The organism is Leifsonia sp. 115AMFTsu3.1 (genome assembly GCF_004362795.1).
Taxonomy (GTDB): Bacteria; Actinomycetota; Actinomycetes; order Actinomycetales; family Microbacteriaceae; genus Leifsonia.
In genome coordinates this window covers 1,543,686-1,565,848 of sequence record NZ_SNYB01000001.1, presented here as the reverse complement: position 1 = coordinate 1,565,848, position 22,163 = coordinate 1,543,686, and the positions used below count along the sequence as shown (strand labels likewise).

Annotated in this window: 17 protein-coding genes; 10 read left to right on the top strand and 7 right to left on the bottom strand. The window is 70.0% G+C overall.

Going from position 1 to position 22,163, the window contains the following annotated elements; translation table 11 throughout:
* Nucleotides 1–75 precede the first annotated feature (75 nt).
* From AXZ95_RS07605 to AXZ95_RS07590, 4 genes are all read right to left on the bottom strand, one after another.
* Nucleotides 76–1,458 (bottom strand): aldehyde dehydrogenase family protein, encoded by a 1,383-nt coding sequence (locus tag AXZ95_RS07605; RefSeq protein ID WP_018190431.1) that lies wholly within the window; start codon nucleotides 1,456–1,458, stop codon nucleotides 76–78.
* A gap of 289 nt (nucleotides 1,459–1,747) precedes the next feature.
* Nucleotides 1,748–2,431, bottom strand: a complete 684-nt coding sequence (trmB, locus tag AXZ95_RS07600; RefSeq protein WP_018190430.1) for a tRNA (guanosine(46)-N7)-methyltransferase TrmB — start codon at nucleotides 2,429–2,431, stop codon at nucleotides 1,748–1,750.
* Nucleotides 2,432–2,569: 138 nt separating this feature from the next.
* On the bottom strand, nucleotides 2,570–2,860 hold the full coding sequence (locus AXZ95_RS07595; RefSeq protein ID WP_018190429.1) for a hypothetical protein: 291 nt from the start codon (nucleotides 2,858–2,860) through the stop codon (nucleotides 2,570–2,572).
* A gap of 136 nt (nucleotides 2,861–2,996) precedes the next feature.
* Nucleotides 2,997–4,442, bottom strand: a complete 1,446-nt coding sequence (locus AXZ95_RS07590; protein WP_026307122.1) for an NCS2 family permease — start codon at nucleotides 4,440–4,442, stop codon at nucleotides 2,997–2,999.
* A gap of 114 nt (nucleotides 4,443–4,556) precedes the next feature.
* On the opposite strand from AXZ95_RS07590, the gene AXZ95_RS07585 reads away from it, so the two are divergent.
* The 3 genes from AXZ95_RS07585 to AXZ95_RS07575 all read left to right on the top strand — a co-directional run bounded on the left by AXZ95_RS07585 (nucleotide 4,557) and on the right by AXZ95_RS07575 (nucleotide 11,075).
* Nucleotides 4,557–5,834, top strand: a complete 1,278-nt coding sequence (locus tag AXZ95_RS07585; protein WP_018190427.1) for a solute carrier family 23 protein — start codon at nucleotides 4,557–4,559, stop codon at nucleotides 5,832–5,834.
* A 124-nt stretch (nucleotides 5,835–5,958) separates the two neighbouring features.
* Nucleotides 5,959–8,442 carry a MucBP domain-containing protein gene (locus tag AXZ95_RS07580; protein ID WP_020487539.1) on the top strand — a complete coding sequence of 828 codons (2,484 nt, stop codon included), beginning with the start codon at nucleotides 5,959–5,961 and terminating at the stop codon, nucleotides 8,440–8,442.
* Nucleotides 8,443–8,600: 158 nt separating this feature from the next.
* On the top strand, nucleotides 8,601–11,075 hold the full coding sequence (locus tag AXZ95_RS07575; protein WP_018190426.1) for a MucBP domain-containing protein: 2,475 nt from the start codon (nucleotides 8,601–8,603) through the stop codon (nucleotides 11,073–11,075).
* Nucleotides 11,076–11,101: 26 nt separating this feature from the next.
* Here AXZ95_RS07575 and AXZ95_RS07570 read toward each other — a convergent pair whose 3' ends face one another.
* From AXZ95_RS07570 to AXZ95_RS07560, 3 genes are all read right to left on the bottom strand, one after another.
* Nucleotides 11,102–11,434 carry a hypothetical protein gene (locus tag AXZ95_RS07570; RefSeq protein WP_018190425.1) on the bottom strand — a complete coding sequence of 111 codons (333 nt, stop codon included), beginning with the start codon at nucleotides 11,432–11,434 and terminating at the stop codon, nucleotides 11,102–11,104.
* Nucleotides 11,431–12,645, bottom strand: a complete 1,215-nt coding sequence (locus AXZ95_RS07565; protein ID WP_018190424.1) for an inorganic phosphate transporter — start codon at nucleotides 12,643–12,645, stop codon at nucleotides 11,431–11,433. The genes AXZ95_RS07570 and AXZ95_RS07565 overlap by 4 nt, the downstream gene beginning before the upstream one ends.
* 144 nt (nucleotides 12,646–12,789) lie before the next feature.
* Nucleotides 12,790–15,393, bottom strand: a complete 2,604-nt coding sequence (locus tag AXZ95_RS07560; protein ID WP_043742239.1) for a DEAD/DEAH box helicase — start codon at nucleotides 15,391–15,393, stop codon at nucleotides 12,790–12,792.
* A gap of 94 nt (nucleotides 15,394–15,487) precedes the next feature.
* Here AXZ95_RS07560 and AXZ95_RS07555 point away from each other — a divergent pair, with 94 nt between their 5' ends.
* The 7 genes from AXZ95_RS07555 to modA all read left to right on the top strand — a co-directional run bounded on the left by AXZ95_RS07555 (nucleotide 15,488) and on the right by modA (nucleotide 22,150).
* Nucleotides 15,488–17,014 (top strand): molybdopterin-dependent oxidoreductase, encoded by a 1,527-nt coding sequence (locus AXZ95_RS07555; protein ID WP_018190422.1) that lies wholly within the window; start codon nucleotides 15,488–15,490, stop codon nucleotides 17,012–17,014.
* Nucleotides 17,015–17,026: 12 nt separating this feature from the next.
* On the top strand, nucleotides 17,027–18,157 hold the full coding sequence (locus tag AXZ95_RS07550) for a ThiF family adenylyltransferase (protein WP_018190421.1): 1,131 nt from the start codon (nucleotides 17,027–17,029) through the stop codon (nucleotides 18,155–18,157).
* A gap of 114 nt (nucleotides 18,158–18,271) precedes the next feature.
* Nucleotides 18,272–19,501 carry a gephyrin-like molybdotransferase Glp gene (gene glp, locus AXZ95_RS07545; RefSeq protein ID WP_018190420.1) on the top strand — a complete coding sequence of 410 codons (1,230 nt, stop codon included), beginning with the start codon at nucleotides 18,272–18,274 and terminating at the stop codon, nucleotides 19,499–19,501.
* Entirely contained in the window at nucleotides 19,498–20,490 is a 993-nt protein-coding gene (moaCB, locus tag AXZ95_RS07540) for a bifunctional molybdenum cofactor biosynthesis protein MoaC/MoaB (RefSeq protein WP_018190419.1), read from the top strand. Before glp ends, moaCB begins: the two co-directional genes overlap by 4 nt.
* Nucleotides 20,487–20,900 carry a molybdenum cofactor biosynthesis protein MoaE gene (locus tag AXZ95_RS07535; RefSeq protein WP_018190418.1) on the top strand — a complete coding sequence of 138 codons (414 nt, stop codon included), beginning with the start codon at nucleotides 20,487–20,489 and terminating at the stop codon, nucleotides 20,898–20,900. The genes moaCB and AXZ95_RS07535 overlap by 4 nt, the downstream gene beginning before the upstream one ends.
* Before the next feature lie 36 nt (nucleotides 20,901–20,936).
* A complete protein-coding gene (locus tag AXZ95_RS07530; RefSeq protein ID WP_018190417.1) occupies nucleotides 20,937–21,341 on the top strand; it encodes a TOBE domain-containing protein in 405 nt (134 codons plus the stop codon).
* Nucleotides 21,338–22,150, top strand: coding sequence for a molybdate ABC transporter substrate-binding protein (modA, locus tag AXZ95_RS07525; RefSeq protein WP_018190416.1), 813 nt, complete (start codon nucleotides 21,338–21,340; stop codon nucleotides 22,148–22,150). The genes AXZ95_RS07530 and modA overlap by 4 nt, the downstream gene beginning before the upstream one ends.
* The last annotated feature ends 13 nt before the right edge of the window (nucleotides 22,151–22,163 follow it).

Sequence of the window (22,163 nt, the reverse complement as noted above, 5' to 3'; positions counted from 1 at the left end):
AGGCCCACTGGACGACCTGTCGCCCATCTCCACCCTCCTTCGACACGGTGTCCATCGCGGCGGACGGTTGCGGGATCAGCCCAGCTTGCGCAGCAGACCGCGCGCGAAGCGGTCCTTCGCCTCGGTGTACGGCGGGTAGATCAGCTGCATGGTGTCGGGGCTGAGCGGCTTGCTGAGCACGGCCTTCTCGTGGCTGAAGGTCCGCAGCGATCGCTCGCCGTGATACGCGCCGGCGCCGCTCTCGCCGACGCCGCCGAACGGGAGTCCGGCGACCGCGAGGTGCGCAGCCGGAACACCGAAACCGACCGCGCCGGAGCTGGTCTCGGTGAGGATGCGGCGGCGGGTCGTCGCGCTCGAGGTGAACACGTACAGGGCGAGCGGCTTGTCCCCCGCGCGGATGAAGCGGATGGCATCGTCGAGGCCGTCGACGGGAAGGATCGGGAGGATGGGGCCGAAGATCTCCTCCGCCATCGCGGGCGAGTCGGGCGCGACATCGGTGAGCACGGTCGGAGCGAGGTACCGGGTCTCGGCGTCGTGGTCGCCGCCGACCGCCGCAGTGCCCGAGCCGAGCATCCCGGTCAGCCGCTCGAACTGGCGGTCGTTGACGATGCGGCCGTAGTCCGGGCTCTCCGCCGGGTCGTCGCCGTAGAGGTCGCGGACCGCGTCGCGCAGCGCGTCGGCGAGGCGCGGGACGATGGAGCGTTCGGCGAGCACGTAGTCGGGCGCGACGCACGTCTGCCCGGCGTTCATGAACTTGCCCCAGGCGATGCGTCGGGCGGCGGCGACGATGTCGACCGTGGCATCGACGTAGACGGGCGACTTGCCGCCCAGCTCCAGCGTGACCGGGGTGAGGTTCTCGACCGCTGCGGCGGCGACGATGCGGCCGACGCGGCCGTTGCCGGTGTAGAAGATGTGGTCCCACCGCTGGGCGAGCAGGTCGGTGGTGTCCTCCACGCCGCCCTCGACGACCGCGACGGCGCGCGGATCGAGGTACAGCGGGATGAGGCGCGCCATCGCCGCGGACGTGGCGGGGGCCAGCTCGCTGGGCTTGAGCACGACGGCGTTGCCGGCCGCGAGCGCGCCCACCAGCGGGGCGAGCAGCAGCTGCACGGGGTAGTTCCACGGCGCGATGACGAGCACGACGCCGACCGGCTCGAGCATCGTGGATGCGCGCGCAGGGAGCAGCGCTCCGGGAACGGACACGCGGCGCGGCCGCAGCCAGCGGCGCAGGTGCGTGAGCGTGTGGTCGATCTCGCCGACGACGAACCCGAGCTCGGCGATCTGCGACTCGGTCGGGCTCTTCGCCAGGTCGGCGAGCAGCGCATCCTCGAACTCCGCGGACCGCTCGGTGAGCATGCGCCGCAGCGCCCGCAGCTGGTCGAGGCGCCACGCGAGCGGCTTGGTGACCCCTCGTTCGAAAGCGGACCGGAGCTCGTCGACCGTGCGCGCATGCGTCATGCGCCCATCCTACGAACCCGGGCGGTTCCCCAGGTCGGAGGCGTGCGCCCCCGAAAGGGAGGCGATCCGGTGCTGGAGGCCGTCCGTGTCCTCCGTTTCCTGCGGCGCGCCGGGTGTGGGATGCGGATCCCCTCCGTTTCCGTCCTGTCCGGTGGCGGGAACGAAAGGGAGGCGACTCCCGTCGACATGCCGGCTCGACGCGAGAGACGGAGGCGATCCGGCGGGATGCGCGACCGGATGACCTCCCTTTCCGTCGTGGACGGACGGATGGGGTCAGCGGGCGGGCGGGTCAGCCGACGGGACGGTATGCGAGGTCGAAGATGGCGTGGCCGAGGCGCTCGCCCCGGCGCTCGAACTTGGTGACCGGACGGTCGTCCGGGCGCGGGACGAAATGCGCATCGCCCGCGAGGTTCACGAGACCCGGCTCGGCGTCGAGCACCTCGATCATGTGCTCGGCGTACGGCTCCCAGTCGGTCGCGAGCCGGAGCACGCCCTCCGGGGACAGCGCGGCGACGAGCAGTCGGGCGACCTCCGGCTGGATGAGCCTGCGCCGGTGGTGACGCGCCTTGGGCCAGGGGTCGGGGAAGAAGATGAGGATCTCATCCACCGAGCCTGCGGGGAGCCCGCGCTCGAACACCTCGACCGCGTCGTGCCGCACGATGCGGATGTTCGTGAGTCCACGATCCCGCATCGCTCCGAGCACCCGGCCGATGCCCGCGCCGTGCACCTCGATGCCGAGGAAGTCGCGGTCGGGGTGGCGCTCCGCCAGGGTCAGCAGGTTCTCGCCATTGCCGAAGCCGATCTCGACCACGCGGGGTGCCGTGCGCCCGAAGATCGCGTCCAGGTCGAGCGGCGAGCCGTCGAAGTCGACGCCGAAGCTCGGCCACAGTTCGTCGATCGCGCGCGACTGGGCTTCGGTCTTGCGGCCGCGCACCACGAAGCTGCGCGGCCGGACGAGGGGGGATGGTTCCATCCCCCCATTGTCCCCGATCGACTCAGAGCCACGCGCGGTGGAGCTCAAAGCAGCGCGGAGCGATGCCGCGACCCCAGCGCCGAGGGAGCCTGCGACCGACGTCTGACACTGGGATCGAACTACGAACCGCGTGGCGACTCAGAGCCACGCGAACGGCAGCGCCAGGACGCCGAACCCGATGCCCACGAGGGCGAGGAGGGCGAAGAACGCTGCGCCGGCGAGCATCACGGCGTTGAGGACGATTCCCCACACCGCGAAGGTCTTGCCCAGCGGCTCGCGCTTCAGCGCCATGATGCCGACGACGAGGCCGGCGACCGGAGCGATGAGCGTCCAGCCGAAGACGATGGAGGCGAGCCCGAGCGCGAAGCTCGTGATGCTGAGGGTGCGGTCGGGGGTGGCGGTCTGGTACGGGGTGCTGGTGGTGGTCATGTCTCCATCCAACCGATACGCGCCACTGCCGCACTATCGGGGTACCCCCCGATTCCTCCCTGAGGCCACCCCCAGGTTCGTGCCGAATGTGCGTTATGGCACCGCCATAACGCACATTCGGCACGAATCGGTGAGGTCACACCTGCCCGAGCAGCCCCTCGATCGGACCGCGCGCGAAGTAGATGAGGAAGCCGGCGGCGACGATCCAGAGCAGCGGGCTGATCTCGCGGGCCTTGCCGGCGAGCGACCGGATGAGGACCCAGCTGATGAAGCCGACCCCGATCCCGTTGGCGATCGAGTACGTGAGCGGCATGACGATGATCGTCAGGAACACCGGGAGCACCACCGAGAACTCGGTGAAGTCGATGTGCTTGATCTGCACCACCATCAGGGCGCCGACCACGACGAGCGCGGCGGCGGCCACCTCCAGCGGGACCACCTGGGTCAGCGGCGTGAAGAACATCGCGAGCAGGAACAGCGCGCCGGTGATGACGCTGGCGAACCCGGTCTTCGCTCCCTCGCCGATGCCGGAGGCCGACTCCACGAACACCGTGTTCGACGACGACGAGGTGCCACCGCCGACGATCGCGCCGACACCCTCCACGATGAGCGCGGGCTGCAGGCGCGGGAAGGTACCGTCCTCGTTCGCCAGACCGGCGCTGCGCGCCAGCCCGGTCATCGAGCCCATGGCGTCGAAGAAGTTCGTGAAGACGAGCGTGAAGATGAGCATGATCGCGGCGAGCGCGCCGATGCGGCCGAAGGCCCCGAACAGGTCCACCTGGCCGACGAGGCTGAGGTCCGGCAGCGAGACGAGCGAGGTCGGCAGCTGCGGCACCGTGAGGTTCCAGCCGGCCGGGTTCTTGCCCATCGAGGGTCCGACGTGCCAGATGGCCTCAGCGATGATCGCGACGACCGTGGCGGCGACGATGCCGATGAGCAGCGCGCCCTTCACCTTGCGCGCCATCAGCACGCCCATGATGACGAGGGCGATGAGGAAGGTGATGGTCGGCAGAGTCGCGATGGATCCGGCCTCACCGAGCTGGACGGGCGGCGACGAGAGCGTCGTGGTGCGGACGAAGCCGCTGTCGACGAAGCCGATGAACGCGATGAAGAGGCCGATGCCGACCGTGATCGCCGTCTTCAGCGGCGCCGGGACGGCGTTGAAGATGAGCTTCCGCAACCCGGTCGCAGAGAGCAGCACGATGATCACGCCGTTGATGACGACGAGGCCCATCGCCTCCTGCCAGGTGAGGATCTTGACCACGTTGACGGCGAGGAACGAGTTGATGCCGAGCCCGGCCGCGAACGCGAACGGCAGCCGAGCGATCAGGCCGAACAGCACGGTCATCACACCGGCGCTCAGAGCCGTGACGGCGGCGACCTGCGTCGTCCCGAGGGTGTGGCCCACCACATCCTTCGTCCCGCCCAGGATGAGCGGGTTCAGGATGACGATGTACGCCATGGTGACGAAGGTGAGGACGCCGCCGCGCACCTCCGTTCCCCACGTCGTGCCGCGGGCGCTGATCTCGAAGAAGCGGTCGAAGCGCCCCGTGGAGGTGGGCGCGCTGGTCGATGCGGAAATGGTGGACTCCCGTAGGATCGGTGGGCGGTGGACGGCGAAGACTCAGGTTCGTCGAGTAATGCGCGAATGCGCAGCACCAAGCCTATTCCGACTCACGACCTCCGAAGGACACGCATGGCACTGCCCTGGACGCTGCATGGTGATGGCAAGAAGGTGGGCGCGCACGAGATCGTGCTGCCCGGCGAACGGCTGACCTGGCCCCGCACGATCGGGCTCGGCGCCCAGCACGTCGTCGCCATGTTCGGTGCGACGTTCCTGGTGCCGCTGCTCACCGGCTTCCCGCCCGCGACGACCCTGCTGTTCTCGGGCGTCGGCACGCTGCTCTTCCTCGTCATCACCGGCAACCGGCTGCCCAGCTACCTCGGCTCGTCGTTCGCGTTCATCGTCCCGATCGTCGCGGCGACGAAGGCGGACGGGATGCCGTCCGCCCTGTTCGGGATCGTCGTCACGGGTGTCCTCCTGGCCGTCGTCGGCCTGATCGTCATCGCGACCGGGACCGGGTGGATCGACGGGCTCATGCCGCCGGTTGTGGCCGGCGCGATCGTCGCCCTGATCGGCTTCAACCTGGCTCCCGCCGCGAAGAACAACTTCGTCCAGGCGCCCGTCACGGCCCTGGTGACGCTGGCGGCGGTCATCCTCTGCACCGTCCTCTTCCGCGGGATGCTCGGCCGGCTCTCGATCTTCCTCGGCGTCGCCGTCGGGTACGTGTTCGCGGTGATCGTCGGCCAGGTGAACTTCGACGCCGTCGCCAAGGCTCCGTGGATCGGCTTCCCGCAGTTCACCCTGCCCGCGAACCCGTTCGTCTCCCCCGCGGCGACCTGGGGCATCCTGCCCGCGTTCCTCCCGGTCGTCCTCGTCCTGATCGCCGAGAACGTCGGGCACATCCGCGGTGTCGCGCAGCTCACCGACCCCTCGGTCAACCGGCTGACCGGCCGGGCGCTCTTCGCGGACGGCGTCGCCACCACCATCGCCGGCTTCTTTGGCGGCTCGGGGACGACGACCTACGGCGAGAACATCGGCGTCATGGCGGCGACGCGCGTCTACTCCACCGCCGCCTACTGGGTCGCCGGAATCGTCGCCGTGCTGCTGGGGCTCTCCCCCAAGGTCGGCGCCGTGATCAACACCATCCCCGCGGGCGTGCTCGGCGGTGTGACCACCGCGCTGTACGGCCTGATCGGCATCATCGGCGTGAAGATCTGGCTCGACAACAAGGTCGACTTCTCCAAGCCGGTCAACCAGTTCACGGCGGCGACGGCGCTCATCATCGGTGTCGGCGACTTCACGCTGAACCTCGGTCAGCTCACATTCAACGGGATCGCACTGGGCGCCATCGCGGCGATCGTCGTCTATCACGTGATGGCGTCGATCGCGCGGCTGCGCGGGACGGACTGATGCTCCGGGCGGACTGAGTCCGGCTCCGTCACAATGCGGGTATTCGCGCGTCTCTAGGGGTGGGCGCGCTCTTCGGGTGCGCCTGCGTCGCCGATGGGCGACGCCTCCCCCAACAGAGAGCACCATGACCCGAATCCATCGTTCCCTCCGACGCGCCGCGCTCGCGACCGTCATCACCACCGGCGTCCTCGCCGGTGCGGCGGCGGTCCCGCTCGGCGCCGCCGCGCCGGCGAGCGCCGCAACCTCCAGCCCGGTCGCGGCCGCCGACATCATCAGCCGGGCAATCGACCAGGCGAAGAAGCAGGGCTCCGCCCGCGACTACACAGCGCCGATCAGCAAACCGAACTGGAAGGTGCTGTTCGTCGGTGTCGCCGACGTGAAGTATCCGAGCGGATCGCGCCAAACCTTGGACACGGCAGCCCGCACGTACACCCAGAACGTGATCAACCAGTTCGTGGACACGACGAGCCGGAACACCGGCGTGACCATCACGCCGACCGTCACGTGGGTCGACGCTCCCTTCACGACCGCCAGCACCGACGGCGGTCTCTCGCCGTCGGAGACGGCGGACATCCTCAAGGGCGTCTCCGGGGTCGCAGAGTACGACTGCATCATGGTGGCGTCGAGGTTCAATCCGGGCAGCGCATACGGCGGTTTGACCTGGGCATGGAACTGGGCCAACGCGCGCGAAGCCGCATACTCCTGGGTCTCCATCACGCCGCAGACCAGCACCCCCGGGTACCCCTCCCTCCCGGCCGGGAGCATCTCTCGTGACACCAACATCATGATTCACGAGTTCGCTCACGCTGTCTCCATGAACACGGTGGGCTTCCCGTATCCCGACCTTCACAACGCTTCCGGTTACGGGTACGCCTCGGACCCGTGGAACGAGTGGTACAAGTTCTACGTCGACTACCTCACCGGCAAAGTGAACGTGAACGGCGTCCCTCAGGGCGCCTATCCGAAGATGTGGCAGGTCAGCCCGCGCTTCCTGCATAACCCCGCCATGGCGACCGTGCACCTGCAGGATGAGGCGGGCCGCACCGTCGCGCCGGACATCAACACGTTCGGTGTCGGCGGGGACGCCTACTCGATCAAGGCACCGATGGTCAACGGCTACAAGACCGTGTCGGTCAAGTCCGGCAGTGCCCCGGCCGACGGACAGTTCACCAGCGGCACCAACACCGAGATCACCCTGGTCTACTCGACCACCCCGACGAAGGTCGCCTTCGTGGGCGGCCAGGAGGTCGACCTCAACTACAACCAGGCGGCCACGCCAGGCGGGGTGTACTTCCACAGCTACACCTATCGCTCGGCAGCCCCCGTGACCGGCTACACCTACACTGACCAGATCGTCGGCAACGACGGCGCCCGACGCGTCGACAGCCTTCCCGGCGTCTCCGTCACCTTCGGAGCCAACGGGGTCGCCGGCGTCACGAAGGACGGCAATCGGTACGTCCTGCGGAAGAAGTCCGACACCCTCGTCGAGATCTCCGTCGAGCTGAAGACACCCAGCACGACGTTCACCATCTACAACACGGGTTACGGAAACGTCGCACCGACGGCTCGGGTTCAGCAGATGTTCGACCTGCTCGACATCACTCCGAAGCTGACCGGCGTGAAGGAGCCGCTGACCACCGAGCCGCACGGACACACGAACATCACGTGGGGCGCCTACAGGGTCAAGGCCATCTTCGTCGGCGGCGAGACGAACGACATCACGCGCGCCAGCACGCGTGGCCAGGGAGAGACGTTCAACGAGTCCTTCGTCTACCGCACGGGCATCCCGGTCAGCGGCTACACGTACACCGACCGGCTCACCGCGTCCGACGGAGTCAAGCGCCTCGACTCCTTCGGCGGCCAGCCCATCACGTTCACTGCCGCGGGCACCGCATCCTTCGTCTGGTCCGGCCGTGCCGTCACGGTGGTGAAGAAATCCGACACTCTCGCTGAGATCTCGGTCACGCTCGCAACACCGTCCAGCACCTTCGTCGTCACCGGAATGGACTCCGTCAACAGCGCGCCGACGGGCCGCGGCACCCGCACGCTCGAGCTCGTGAACGTGATATCCGGCTTCGACAACACGAAGGATGCTCAGACCGCGCCCAAGGCGATCTCCACCGTGACGTGGGCCACCAAGGTGACGTTCCTCGGCGGTGAGACGACCGATCTGACGCAGACCAAGGTGCTGCCGGTGAACACGGCGCACTCCGGCAACTGGACGTACCGCGCGACGGCGCCGGTCACCGGGTTCACGTACTCCGACCAGATCGACAGCGCTCAGAACGCGCGCCGGGCGGACTCCTTCGCCGGCATCCCGCTGACCTGGAACGCCGCGGGCGTCGCCACCGTGACGAAGGACGGCAACACCTACACCGTCGTCCGGAAGTCCGACACGCGCGTCGAGGTGTCGGTGAAGCTCGGAACCCCGAGCACGACGTTCATCGCCTGGGACGCCGGATACGTCAACACCGCGGCGTTCGGGACGCTCAAGCAGACCACGGACCTGCTCGACGTCACGCCGCAGCAGACGGGGGCGAAAGAGGCTCAGACGACCGAGGCGAAGGGTCACCTGAACTTCACCTGGGGCGCCGGCCAGGTCGGCTGACCACCGGCCACGAGGGCTGGAGGATCCGGACGGATCCTCCAGCCCTTCGGCGTGCCCGCGTCACGAATGCGGATAACGCACGTCTTGCAGGGTGAAGGCCTCCACACCCGGCGGCCCGGAAGCCGCTGACGCGGCCACACCTTCGAACAGAGAGCACCATGGCCCGATCTCCTCGATCCCTCAGGCAGGCCGCGGTCGCGACCGCCGTCACGGCCGGCATCCTCCTCGGTGCCGCCGCGGTCCCGTTGGGCACCGTCGCTCCCGCGAGTGCCGCCTCCACCCCGATGGCGGCGTCGGAAATCGTCAGCCGCGCGGTCGATCAGGCGAAGAGGCAGGGGGCCGCCCGGGACTACACGGCTCCGCTCTCCAAGCCGACCTGGAAGTTCCTGTTCGTCGGGGTATCGGACGTCACCTTCCCGGGCGACCCCGCTCGTCACATCGTCACGGCCGACGAGAAGAAGTACACGCAGTATGTGGTCGATCAGTTCGTGTACCTCCTCACGAGCCGGGCCGGGGTGCGGGCGACCGCGACCGTGAAGTGGATCGACGAACCCCATACGGCGACCGAAACGGACCGGAGGCTGCATGAGTGGGAGTTCGCGGACCGCTTCGCGGAATGGTCCGCTCCGGCCGAGTACGACTCGATCATGCTGATGTCGAAAGGCGGAAACGGCGGGGTGACCATGCCCGCGTACTACAACGACACCGCGACAAGGGGAGCCGGATTCGAGTACTTCACGATCCGCCCGCGAACCGGGGCTCCCACGGACGTCGCTCCGACGAACGACATCGAGCTGAGCACGAACTACGCCCTGCACGAACTCGGGCACCAGATGAGTTACAGCCGGAAGGGTTTCCCCTATCCCGACCTGCACAACGCGTCGGCGTACGGATACACCGTCGACCCGAGGAACGAGTGGGCCGCCTTCTACCTCGACTACCTCAGCGGCAATGTGAACGCGGACGGCATCCCGATGGGAGCCTTTCCGAAGATGTGGTCGGTGAGCCCCCGGTTCCTTCATAGGCCCGCGATGGCCACCGTCCATTTCCAGGACGAGGGAGGCCGCCCCATCGCTCCCGACGTCGACACCTTCGGCGCGGGAGGCGACCCGCTGACGGTCACGGCCCCGGTGATCGACGGCTATCGCAGCGTGGCCCCGAAGGCGACGAAGGCCGCGCCGGAGGCGACCTTCAGCACCGGGACGACCACAGACATCACGCTGGTCTACTCCCCCGGCCCCACGAAGGTCGCCTTCGTGGGCGGCGAGACCTTCGACCTGACCCAGAGCAGGACCCTGAATCCCGGGACCACCATCTGGAGCCCGTTCACCTACCGCGCTGCCACCCCCGTCACGGGCTTCACCTACACCGACCAGATCGTCGGCATCGACGGCGCGCGCCGCGTCGACAGCCTGCCTGGCGCACCGCTGCGCTGGGACACCTCGGGAACGGCGGTGGTCACCGATGGCGGAAACACCTACACGGCGACGAAGAAGTCCAGCACGCTGGTCGAGGTGGCCGTCCAGCTGGGGACGCCCAGCACGACATTCGTGGTCCGGAACCTCGGCTATGCCAGCTCCGCCTCAGCGGGTCGTGTGCACCAGAGATTCGATCTGCTCGACATCACCCCCCAACTCACCGGTGTGAAGGAGGAGGTGACGACCGAACCGCACGGGCACGTGCAGCTCACCTGGGGCGACTACACCCTCGCGGCGACCTTCTCCGGGGGCGAGACGACCGACATCAACCGCGTCGACCGGCGAGCGCCTGGCGAGCAGTTCTTCGCCCGCTACGGATACCGCACTGCCTTCCCGGTCACCGCCTTCACCTACCTGGACCGGCTCGCCGAGGTGGACGGCGTCCGTCGCGTCGACCTGTTCGACGGCCAGCCGGTCACCTGGACCGCGAGCGGCACGGCCACTGTGAACTGGCTCGGGAACGCCGTCACGCTGACGAGGAAGAGCGACACCCTGGTCGAGGTCCGGATGACGCTCAAAGCACCATCCACCACCCTCGTCGTGCCCGGGATGGGCTACACCAACAGCGCGGCGACGGGTCGGGCCAAGCGCAGCGTCGAGTTCGTCGACGTGACGTCCGAGCTGACGGGCCGGAAGGATGCGCAGCCCCGGGCGCCGAAGGGCAACAACACCGTGACCTGGGGCGACCACAGGACGACGGTCGCCTTCTCCGGAGGCCAGACCGTCGACCTGTTCCAGAACACGACCGTCGCCCCCGGCAAGATCTACTGGAACGGCTATACCTATCGCGCGGCGGTCCCGGTCATCGCCTTCACGTACACGGACCGCATCGTCTCGATCAGCGGAGCGCGACGCTGCGACAGCCTTCGCGGCGTCGCACTGAACTGGGATGCCGCCGGCATCGCCACGGTCACGAAGGACGGCAACACCTATACCGCTGTGCGGAAGTCCGACACGCTCGTCGAGATCTCCGTCCGGCTCGGAACCCCGAGCACCACGTTCACCCTCCAGGACGTCGGATACGGCAACGTCGCGCCCGTCGGCCACGTGGAGCAGACGTACGACCTGCTCGACGTCACGCCAGAGCTGACCGGAGTGAAGGAGGCCATGACCTCCGAGCCGCATGGGCACGTGACCCTCACCTGGACGGGCTGATCCTCGGCCAGAAGGGTGGGCCGCCGTTACTGGTGGAAGAACGGGATGATCAGGTACAGCCCGTACACGACGGCCAGCGCGCAACCCGTGAAGCACGCGTACGCACCGGTCAGCGCGAGTCGCTTCTGCCCCGCGCTCAGCGGGTTCTTGCGCTGCGCCTTCTCGGCCTTGCGCTGCAGCTTCGCCGCACGCTCGGGAGTCAGCACGGTGATGGCGTCGGTGAACTCCACCGGCTCGACGAACAGCGCGCGCCCGGCCGCGGCCAGGAGGCGCGTCCCGAGCGCGTAGAGAGCTACGACGACGCACGAGCCGACCAGCGCTGCGCCGAAGACGACGACGAAGGACGCCCAGTCGATCATGCGGACTCCCTCCTGCGCCGCTCCTTCTTGAGCGGCTTGACCTTCTCGATCTTGACGACCTTGCCGGACGCCGCGACCTCGCTCTTGCCCTGCACCGGCAGCGGCTTGACGGCGTTCTCGCTGCTGACGCGATTGCGGCGCGCACGCCAGAAGATGTAGACGACGACGGCAGTGCCGACCACGGTGTCGATGACGACACCGATCGGTCCGACGTTGGCAAGCAGCCCGGCGACGGCGCCGACGATGGCGGCGGACGGCAGCGTCAGCAGCCAGCCGATGGCGATCCGGCCCGCCGTGCCCCACCGCACCGACGACCCGCGCCGGCCCAGACCGGAGCCGATCACCGAGCCCGAGGCGACCTGCGTGGTCGAGAGGGCGAAGCCGAGGTGGCTGGACGCGAGGATGGTGGCCGCCGTGCTCGTCTCCGCCGCGAATCCCTGCGCCGGCTTCACCTCGGTGAGGCCGCGGCCGAGGGTGCGGATGATGCGCCAGCCGCCCGAGTACGTGCCGATCGCGATGGCGAGCGCACAGGCGATGACGACCCAGACCTCCGGCCCGGACCCGGCCTCCTGGAAGCCCGCGGAGATGAGCGTCAGGGTGATGACGCCCATGGTCTTCTGGGCGTCGTTGGTGCCGTGCGACAGCGCGACGAGCGAGGACGAGAAGATCTGCCCGTACCGGAAGCCACCGCGGCCGTCCGGGCGCCCGTCGTAGCGCCGTGTGATCCAGTACGCCAGCTTGGTCGCACTCCACGCGACGACGCCCGCGGTGAACGGCGCGATGATGGCCGGCAGGATGACCTTGTCCAGAACGACGACGAAGTCGACCGATTGGAGCCCGGCGCCGACGATCGCGGCCCCGATCAGGCCACCGAACAGCGCGTGGCTGGACGACGACGGCAGACCGTACAGCCAGGTGATCATGTTCCACACGATCGCCCCGACGAGTCCGGCGAAGATGAGCACCGGCGTGATCTGCACGCCGCCCTCACCCTCCTTGATGATGCCGCCGGAGATGGTCTTGGCGACCTCCGTGGAGAGGAACGCTCCGATGAGGTTGAGCACGGCGGCGAGGGCGACGGCGACCTTCGGCCGCATGGCGCCCGTCGCGATGGGGGTCGCCATCGCGTTGGCCGTGTCGTGGAAGCCGTTCGTGAAGTCGAAGAAGAGCGCCAGCGCGATGACCAGCACGACGATGAGGGTGAGGTCCACCGTTCTCTTTCTCGTGTGGGATGCCTCCCCCGACGCAAACGTTCATCGGAGGTTCATGCAAGGGACCTGGCGCGTTACGACACCGTGACGATACTCACACGACGCCTCAGTCAGGTCAAACCCGCTGCGACCCCGTTCGCGGGGCTAGAACCGGCCGACCCCCGTGACCCGGATCACCGCGACGCCCTCGCGTGCGGAGTCCTCGAGGAGGACGTCCGCGGTGATGCCCCAGTCGTGGTCGCCCTCGGGGTCGGCGATGATCTGGCGCACCCGCCAGATCCCCTCTGCTCCGTCGGGCTTCTCGTCCACCAGGATCATCTGTGCCGAGCGCGCGGAGGCGTCGGTGAGGATCTCGTCGTGCTCGGCGTAGTAGCCCTCCAGAGCCGCATCCCATTGCGCCTCCGTGAAGGGCACGGCACCCCCGGCGAGCGCGGCCGCTTCGGCCTCCAGCGCGCCGAGGTCGTCGACGCGGTCGAGGGCGGCGAGCTGGATGCGGCGGAACAGCTCGTTGCGCACCAGCACGAAGAAGGCGCGCCGGTTGGTGGTGACGTTCCGCGGCGCGGGAGGGGCGAGCTCGGTGGACTCGGCGGCGTGCTTGGCCGCATCCGGGTGCACCAGTTCTTCCCACTCGTCGAGGAGGCTGGAGTCGACCTGGCGCACGAGCTCGCCCAGCCACTCGATGATGTCGCGCAGGTCCTCCGTGCGGGCCTCCAGCGGGACCGTCTGGTTGAGCGCCCGGTAGGCGTCGGAGAGGTAGCGGAGCACCACGCCCTCCGACCTCGCTAGCTTGTAGAACGCGATGAACTCGCCGAACGTCATCGCCCGCTCGTAGAGGTCGCGGACGACCGACTTCGGGCTGAGCGCGAAGTCGGCGACCCACGGCTGGCTGGACGCGTAGGTGGCGAACGCCTCGTGGAGCAGCACGTCGTGGGGCTTGGGATGCGTCACCTCCTCGAGCGCCTCCATGCGCTCCTCGTACTCCACGCCGTCGGCCTTCATCGCCGCGACGGCCTCGCCGCGTGCCTGGAACTGCTGGGCGGAGAGCACCGGACGCGGTTCGTCGAGCGTTGCCTCCACGACCGAGACGATGTCGAGCGCGTACGACGGCGACTCCCGGTCGAAGAGTTCGAAGGCGGCGAGCGCGAACGGCGACAGCGGCTGGTTGAGGGCGAAGTTGGGCTGCAGGTCCACGGTCAGCCGGATCTCGACGCCGTCGCCGGTCCTGACCGCCTCGACGACGCCGGCGGTCAGCAGCGAACGATACAGCTCGATCGCGCGCCGGGCGAGGGCGAGCTGGCGCTTCCACGGCTCGTGGTTGTCGAACACGAGCGCGTGCACGTGCCCGTACACGTCGCCGCCGCGGCCGATCACGTTGATGAGCATGGCGCTGGTGATCTGCATGGAGGAGGTGAGCGTCTCCGGCTCCGCCTCGATCAGACGCCGGAACGACGGCTCGCCCCACGAGACGAAGCCCTCCGGCGCCTTCTTGCGGACGATCTTGCGGCGCTTCTTCGGGTCGTCCCCGGCCTTCTCCAGCGCCTTCAGGTTCTCGGACTCGTGCTCTGGCGCCTGGGCGACGACGGTGCCGGCGGTGTCGTATCCCGCGCGGCCCGCGCGCCCGGCGATCTGGTGGAACTCTCGGGCGTTCAGCTGCCGCATCCGCGTGCCGTCGAACTTGGTGAGCGCCGTGAGGAGCACAGTGCGGATGGGCACGTTGATGCCGACGCCGAGGGTGTCCGTGCCGCAGATGACGCGCAGCATCCCGCGCTGGGCGAGCTGCTCGACGAGCCGGCGGTACTTGGGCAGCATCCCCGCGTGGTGCACGCCGATGCCCTGCCGCAGCAGGCGGGACAGCGTCTTGCCGAAGCTCGTCGTGAAGCGGAACCCGCCGATCAGCTCGGCGATCGCATCCCGCTGCTCCCGGGTGGCGATCTTCGCGCTGGAGAGCGACTGCGCCCGCTCGAGCGCGGCCAGCTGCGAGAAGTGCACGACGTAGACCGGAGCCTGACCGGTGCTCAGCAGGTCTTCGATCGTCTCGTGGACGGGCGTGACCTCGTAGTAGTAGTGCAGCGGCACCGGCCGCTCGACACCGGTCACGGTCGCGGTGGTCCGCCCGGTGCGGCGCTCCAGGTCCTCCGCGAGCGCGGTCACGTCACCGAGGGTGGCCGACATGAGCACGAACTGGGTGTGCGGGAGGGTCAGCAGCGGAACCTGCCACGCCCAGCCGCGGTCGGGGTCGGAGTAGAAGTGGAACTCATCCATGACGACCTGCCCGACGGGCGTCTCGTCGCCGTGGCGGAGCGCGAGGTTCGCCAGGATCTCCGCCGTCGCGCACATGATCGGCGCATCGGGGTTCACCGCCGAGTCGCCGGTCGTCATGCCGACGTTCTCTGCGCCGAAGATGTCGGCGAGCGCGAAGAACTTCTCCGAGACGAGCGCCTTGATCGGCGCGGTGTAATACGTGCGCTCCCCGCGGGCGAGCGCCGCGAAATGGGCGCCGACCGCCACCAGCGACTTGCCCGTGCCTGTGGGTGTGCTCAGGATGAGATTGGCGCCGCCGACGATCTCGATCACCGACTCGTCCTGGGCCGGGTACAGCCGGATGCCGCCCTCCTCCACCCAGGCGACGAACGTGTCGTACACGGCGTCCTCGGTGACGGAGCCGGGGCCGGCCCAGCCGGGGATGTCCTCGAGGCGGAGTCGCCGGGGGCTCTGGGGTGCGGCGGAGGACGGCGAGGCATCGGACATGATGCCCCCAGCCTCCCACGTCGCGGCGGCCACTCGTGGCGCGCGCTCGACGTGCTCGTGGCGCGCGCTCAGGCGGTGGTCATAGGTTTGCCCCATGTCCGACATCTGGCGGCCGGCCGGGGCCGGCGTCGCGAGCGTTGTCGCGGGCGTCGGCGTCGCCGAGCTGGTGAGTGCGTTCGTCGTGCAGAACGGCAGCCCGATCCTCACCGTCGGCGCGCTGCTCATCGACCTCGCGCCGCCGTGGCTGAAGGAGGCCGTCATCGGCCTGTTCGGGACCGGCGACAAGGCGTTCCTCATCGTGTCGCTGGCCGTCGTCGTCGTTGTCGGCGCGGGGATCGCGGGCTGGCTGGAGCGGGTGCGGCCGCCGCTCGGACGCATCCTCATCGGCCTCGGCGGAGCGGTCGGGGTGCTGGCCGCGGTCACCCGCTCGGGGAACAGCATCGTGGATGCGCTGCCGTCGGTGCTCGCGGCCGGGGTCGCCATCCTGCTTCTCGGCTGGCTCATGCGGATGCTGCGCGACACCGAGCCGACCCGGGTCGCGCCGAACGGCCGGGTCTCCCGCCGCCGGTTCGTCGGCTCGACCGCCGCGACCGCAGCCGGAGGAGCGCTCGCTCTGATCGTCGGCCAGGTGGTGGCCGGCGGCTTCCGGGCGGCCTCCGCCACCCGCGCGGCGATCCGGCTGCCGAAACCGGCGGAGACGGCCCCGCCCATCCCGGCCGGAGCGTCGTTCGACATCCCGGGGCTGTCGCCGATCGTCACGCCGAACGCCGACTTCTACCGCATCGACACGGCGCTGCAGATCCCGGGGATCGACCCGAACGACTGGAGACTCCGCATCACCGGCATGGTCGAGAACGAGGTCGAGCTGACCTTCGCCCAGCTGCTGGCGCTGCCGCTGGAGGAGTCCACGACGACGCTCACCTGCGTCTCCAACGAGGTCGGCGGCGACCTGATCGGCAACGCGACCTGGCTCGGGTACCCGATCCGTCACCTGCTCGCACGCGCCAAGCCGTCCGCCGACGCCGACATGGTGCTGTCGACCAGCCAGGACGGGTGGACGGCGAGCACCCCGATCGAGACGCTGACCGATGAGCGCAACGCCATCCTCGCCGTCGGGATGAACGGCCAGCCGCTGCCGCTCGAGCACGGCTATCCCGTCCGGATGGTCGTGCCGGGCCTCTACGGCTACGTGTCGGCCACCAAGTGGGTGGTGTCGATGGAGGTCACGCGCTTCGACCGGCACACCTCGTACTGGACCGACCGCGGCTGGTCGGAGCGCGGGCCGGTGAAGCTGTCGTCCCGGATCGACGTCCCCGCCGCCGGCCGGCAGGTGAAGGCCGGGACCGTCGCGGTGGCCGGGGTGGCCTGGTCGCAGCACGTCGGCGTCAGCGCGGTGCAGGTGAAGGTGGATGACGGGCCCTGGCAGCAGGCGACCCTCGCGGACGCCATCTCGGCCGACACCTGGCGGCAGTGGCGGTTCGCCTGGGAGGCGACGCCGGGCGCCCACACCCTCCGGGTCCGCGCGACGGACGCGAAGGGGAAGGTGCAGACGGCCGCCGTACAGGACGTCGTGCCCGACGGCGCGACCGGTCTGCACTCGGTGCGGGTCACGGTGGTGTGATTGGCTGAGCGTATGGCCCTCCCGCCTCTGGTCGAACCCGGTCCCGAACTGTCCGCCGAGCGGACGGCCCGCTACGCCCGCACCACGCAGCTGCCCGGCTTCGGGCCGATCGCCCAGCGCCGGCTGCGGGCCGCGCGGGTGCTCGTCGTCGGCGCCGGCGGCCTGGGCTCGGCGGTGCTCCCGCTGCTCGCCTCGGCCGGGGTCGGAACGATCGGGATCGTCGACGACGACCGGGTGGAGCCGAGCAACCTGCCGCGGCAGGCCATCCACACGCCCGCCGCTGTCGGGCGCGCCAAAGTGGAGTCCGCCGCGGACGCCGTGCGCGCCCTGGACGACGAGGTGGAGCTGCGCCTGTACGCCGAGCGGCTGACGTCGCAGAACGCGCCGGACATCCTCGTCGGGTTCGACCTGGTGCTCGACGGCAGCGACAACTTCCCGACCCGGTATCTGGTGGATGACGCGGCGACGCTCGCGGGCATCCCCGTCGTGTGGGGCGCCGTGCACCAGACCGGCGGCCAGGCGGGGCTCAGCTGGGCCGCGCACGGGCCGACCTACCGCGACCTGTTCCCGGTGCCGCCCGCGCCGGGCACCGTGGCGAGCTGCGCCGAGGCGGGCGCGCTGCCGTCGGTGTGCGGCGTGATCGGCGGGCTGATGGTCAGCGAGGCGATCAAGCTGGTGACCGGGACGGGCGATCCGCTGCTCGGCCGGGTCGTCATCCACGACGGTCTGCACGGAACGTTCCGCGAGCTGACCTACGAGCGCGATCCGGAGGCGGCCCCTGTCACGGAGTTGATCGACTACGACCTGTTCTGCGGTGTGACCGACACGATGTCGCCCGCCGAGCTGCACGCGCGGCTCGTGGCGGGTGAGCCGCACACGCTGCTGGACGTGCGCGAGCCGTGGGAGGCCGACATCGTCGAGCTGCCCGACTCGCTGCTGGTGCCGCTCGGCGTCGTGGAGCGGGACGCGGTGGGAGTGGCCGAGCGGCTGCCCGACGCGCCGCTCGTGATCGTCTGCCACCACGGCATCCGGGCAGAGACCGCGCGTCGCCTGCTCGCCGACGCGGGCAGACCCGGGCTGGTGCTCGCCGGCGGCCTCGATGCCTGGGCACGAGACATCGACCCCGGAATGCCCCGCTACTGACGCCGCGATTCGTGCCGAATGTGCGGAATGGGCGCTCGTAAACGCACATTCGGCACGAATGTGCGCCGCGAAGCAGCACGCCGCGGGGACGGACGGACGCGGGATACTGAACGCATGACAGGCGATCCCTCCGCGCACCCGCGCAGCGTCGAAGACCACGCCGGCATCATCGCGCGGATGCTTGAGCCGCTCTCCGAAGAGCCCGACGCCGAGACGGTCCCGCTCGAGGCGGCGCTCGGCCGGGTGACCGCCGACGAGGTGCGGTCGGAGGTCGACCTCCCGCTGTTCCGCAACTCGCAGATGGACGGCTACGCGGTGCGCGCGGCCGACATCCGGTCGGTGCCCGTCGCACTGGAGGTGTCGGGCGACATCCCGGCCGGGCACACCAGCCCCATGACGTTGATCGCCGGCACCGCGCTGCGCATCATGACGGGCGCACCCGTGCCGTCCGGCGCGGACACGATCGTGCCCGTGGAGGACACCGAACTCGTGCTCGGCCGCGACGACGACCTGGCCGGGGCGATCGTCGAGATCCGCCGGTCGCGCCGCGCCGGCGAGTACGTGCGCGAGCGCGGGAGCGACGTGCACCGAGGGGATGTGCTCCTCCCGGCAGGCACCCGGCTCGGCCCCCGGCACCTCGCCGCCCTCGCGGCCGCGGGCATCGCGAGTGTTCGTGTGCGGGCACGCCTCCGCGTGGCCGTGCTCACGACCGGGACGGAGCTCGTCGGCTCCGGCACCCCGGTCTTCGGACAGGTGTACGACGCCAACGGCATCGCCCTCGCGGCGCTCGTCGAGGAGGCGGGCGCGACCGTGTCGGTGCGCGCGAGCAGCGACGACGACCCGGCGGCGTTCGAACGCATCCTGGACGACGCGTTGCACCGCAGCGACCTCGTCATCACCTCCGGCGGCATCTCCCGCGGGGCCTACGAGGTCGTCCGTGAGGTGCTGCTCCCCCACGGCGCCGACGTGACGACCGTGGCGATGCAGCCCGGCGGCCCACAGGCGACCGCCGTGGTGGGCGGCGTCCCGGTGTTCGCGTTCCCGGGCAACCCGGTCAGCACGCAGGTGTCGTTCGTCGTGTTCCTCCGCGACCCGTTGCGCGCGGCGGCCGGTCTTCCGGCCGTGCCCCCGGTCGAGGCCGCGCTGAGCGAAGGCCTGCGGTCGGTCCCCGGGAAGCGCCAGTTCCTCCGCGGCAGTCTCGACGACTCGGGTGCCGTGTCCCCCGTCTCCGGTCCGTCGTCGCACCTCGTCGCCGGGATGGCCCGCGCCGACGTCCTCATCGACGTGCCCGCCGAGGCGGAGGCGCTCGACGCCGGCGCCGCCGTGACAGTCTGGACACTATGACGCAGCTCACCCACCTCGATTCCGACGGCCGCGCCCGCATGGTCGACGTCGGCGGCAAGCCCGAGACGGACCGCGAGGCTGTCGCGCGCGGCCGGTTCGTCACCACCCCCGAGGTGATCCGCCTGGTCGCCGCCGACGACCTGCCCAAAGCGGATGTTCTGGCCACCGCGCGTATCGCGGGCATCGGCGGGGCGAAGCGCACGAGCGAGCTCATCCCGCTCTGCCATCCGCTTCCGCTGAACAGCGTGCGCGTCGACTTCGAGCTCGACGCCGAGGCGGGCGCGATCGACATCGAGGTGGTCGCGCGGACACACGGTCGCACGGGCGTCGAGATGGAGGCGCTCACGGCCGTCGCGGTCGCCGGCCTCACGCTGCACGACATGGTCAAGGCGGTGGATCCGGCCGCCAGCCTCACCGACATCCGGCTGGTCGCCAAGAGCGGCGGAAAGCGCGGCGAGTGGCGGCGCGATGGCGAGGAGGTGGAGGCGCCGGCTGAGTCCGCATCCATGGAGCCGGCTGTCGCCGCGCCCGCGATCGTCCTCGTGGCCTCCACGCGCGCGGCGGCCGGCGTCTACGAGGACACCACCGGCCCGGTGATCGCCGACTGGCTGGCGGAGCGCCGGCTCCCGGCCGACGTGCGAGTCGTCGCCGACGCCGAGGTGGATGCGGCCCTGCGCCAGGCGGTCGCCGAGCGTCCCCGCGTGCTCATCACGACGGGCGGAACCGGCGTCTCGCCCACCGACCGCACACCCGAGGCCACTGCCGCACTGCTCGACCGGCAGCTTCCGGGCGTCGCCGAGGCCCTGCGTGCGCGCGGCGCATCCGCCACGCCTCTCGCCGCCCTCAGCCGCGGGGTGGTCGGTGTGGCGGGGCCGACGCTCGTCGTCAACCTGCCCGGCTCGCGCGGCGGTGTCGCCGACGGGCTCGCGGTGCTGGACGACCTGCTCCCGCACCTGCTCGACCAGCTGCGGGGAGGAGACCACGCATGAGCGACATCCTGGCCACCGTCACGGACGACCCGCTGGAGCCGTCGACCGTCGACGAGTTCGTCTGGCGCACCGATGCCGGGGCCGTCGTGTCCTTCCAGGGGATCGTGCGCGACCACGACGGCGGCAAGGGCGTCGTGTCGCTCGACTACCGCGCGCATCCCGAGGCGGAGACGTTCCTCCGGGAGTGCTGCGAGGAGGTCGCACGGACGACCGGGCTGCGGGTGGCCGCGCAGCACCGCGTCGGCTCGCTCACCATCGGCGATCTCGCTCTGATCGCCGCGGTCGCCGCGCCGCACCGCGCCGAGGCCTTCGCCGCGTGCGCCGAGCTGGTCGAGATCATCAAGGCGCGGGTGCCGATCTGGAAGCGGCAGCACTTCACCGACGGCGACTCGGAGTGGGTGGGGCTGTAGCTCGATTTCCGCATCTGCGGCCGTAGGATGGCATCCATGCCGCAGATTCGGATCAAGGACGCCGCCCTCTACCTCGGTGTGAGCGACGACACCGTGCGCCGCTGGATCGACGGCGGTGTGCTCGGGAGCGCTCGCGACGAGGCCGGCCGCACCGTCGTCGACGGACTGGAGCTCGCTCAGCTGGCCAAGCAGAACGCGGTGCTGCCCGGCGACCCGTCCGGCGTCGCGGGCTCGGCGCGCAACCGATTCGTCGGGCTCGTGACCGACATCGTCATGGATCGGGTGATGGCCCAGGTCGAACTGCAGTGCGGCCCGCATCGCGTGGTGTCGCTCATCAGCAGCGAGGCCGTGCGCGAGCTGGGCCTCGAGCTCGGGTCGGTGGCGGTCGCCGTCGTCAAGGCGACCAACGTCATCGTCGAGGCTCCGGCGGTGGCCCGATGAAGGCGCGCCCTCGTCGGTTCGCCCGGCTGGCGAGCGCAGGCGTCTCAGCCATCGCAGTCGTCGCTCTGGCTCTGTCCGGATGCAGCAGCCCGGCCGCATCCACGCCGTCGGCTCCGCGCTCCTCGGACGGCGTGACCGGCACGATCACGGTGTTCGCCGCCGCCTCGCTCACGAAGACGTTCACCGAGCTCGGCACGCGATTCGAGGCCGCGCATCCCGGCACGAAGGTCACGTTCTCGTTCGCCGGCTCCTCCGATCTGGTCTCGCAGCTGACCGCCGGCGCTCCGGCGGACGTGTTCGCGTCGGCCGATCAGGCGAACATGACGAAGGCGGTGGATGCGAAGGTCACCAGCGGCTCGCCCGTCGACTTCGCGACGAACGTGCTCGCCATCGCGGTGCCGCCCGGCAACCCGGCGCACGTGACGGGCTTCGCCGATCTGGCCTCCCCCTCCGTCAAGACGGTCGTGTGTGCGCCGCAGGTGCCGTGCGGTGCCGCCACCGCGAAGGTGGAGAAGTCGGCCGGCGTGACCCTGACGCCGGTGAGCCAGGAGTCGTCGGTGACGGACGTCCTCGGCAAAGTGACATCGGGCGAGGCGGACGCGGGGATCGTCTACGCCACCGACGTGAAGGGCGCCGGCTCGGCGGTCGAATCCGTTCCGTTCCCGGAGGCGGCGAAGACCGTCAACGTCTACCCGATCTCCGTCGTGGCCCAGGCGCCGAACGCCGCGGGCGCGAGGGCGTTCGTCGCGTACGTGACCGGGACCGCGGGGCGCGCGGTGCTCGCCGCCGCCGGGTTCGGGGCACCGTGACCGGCACGGGTCG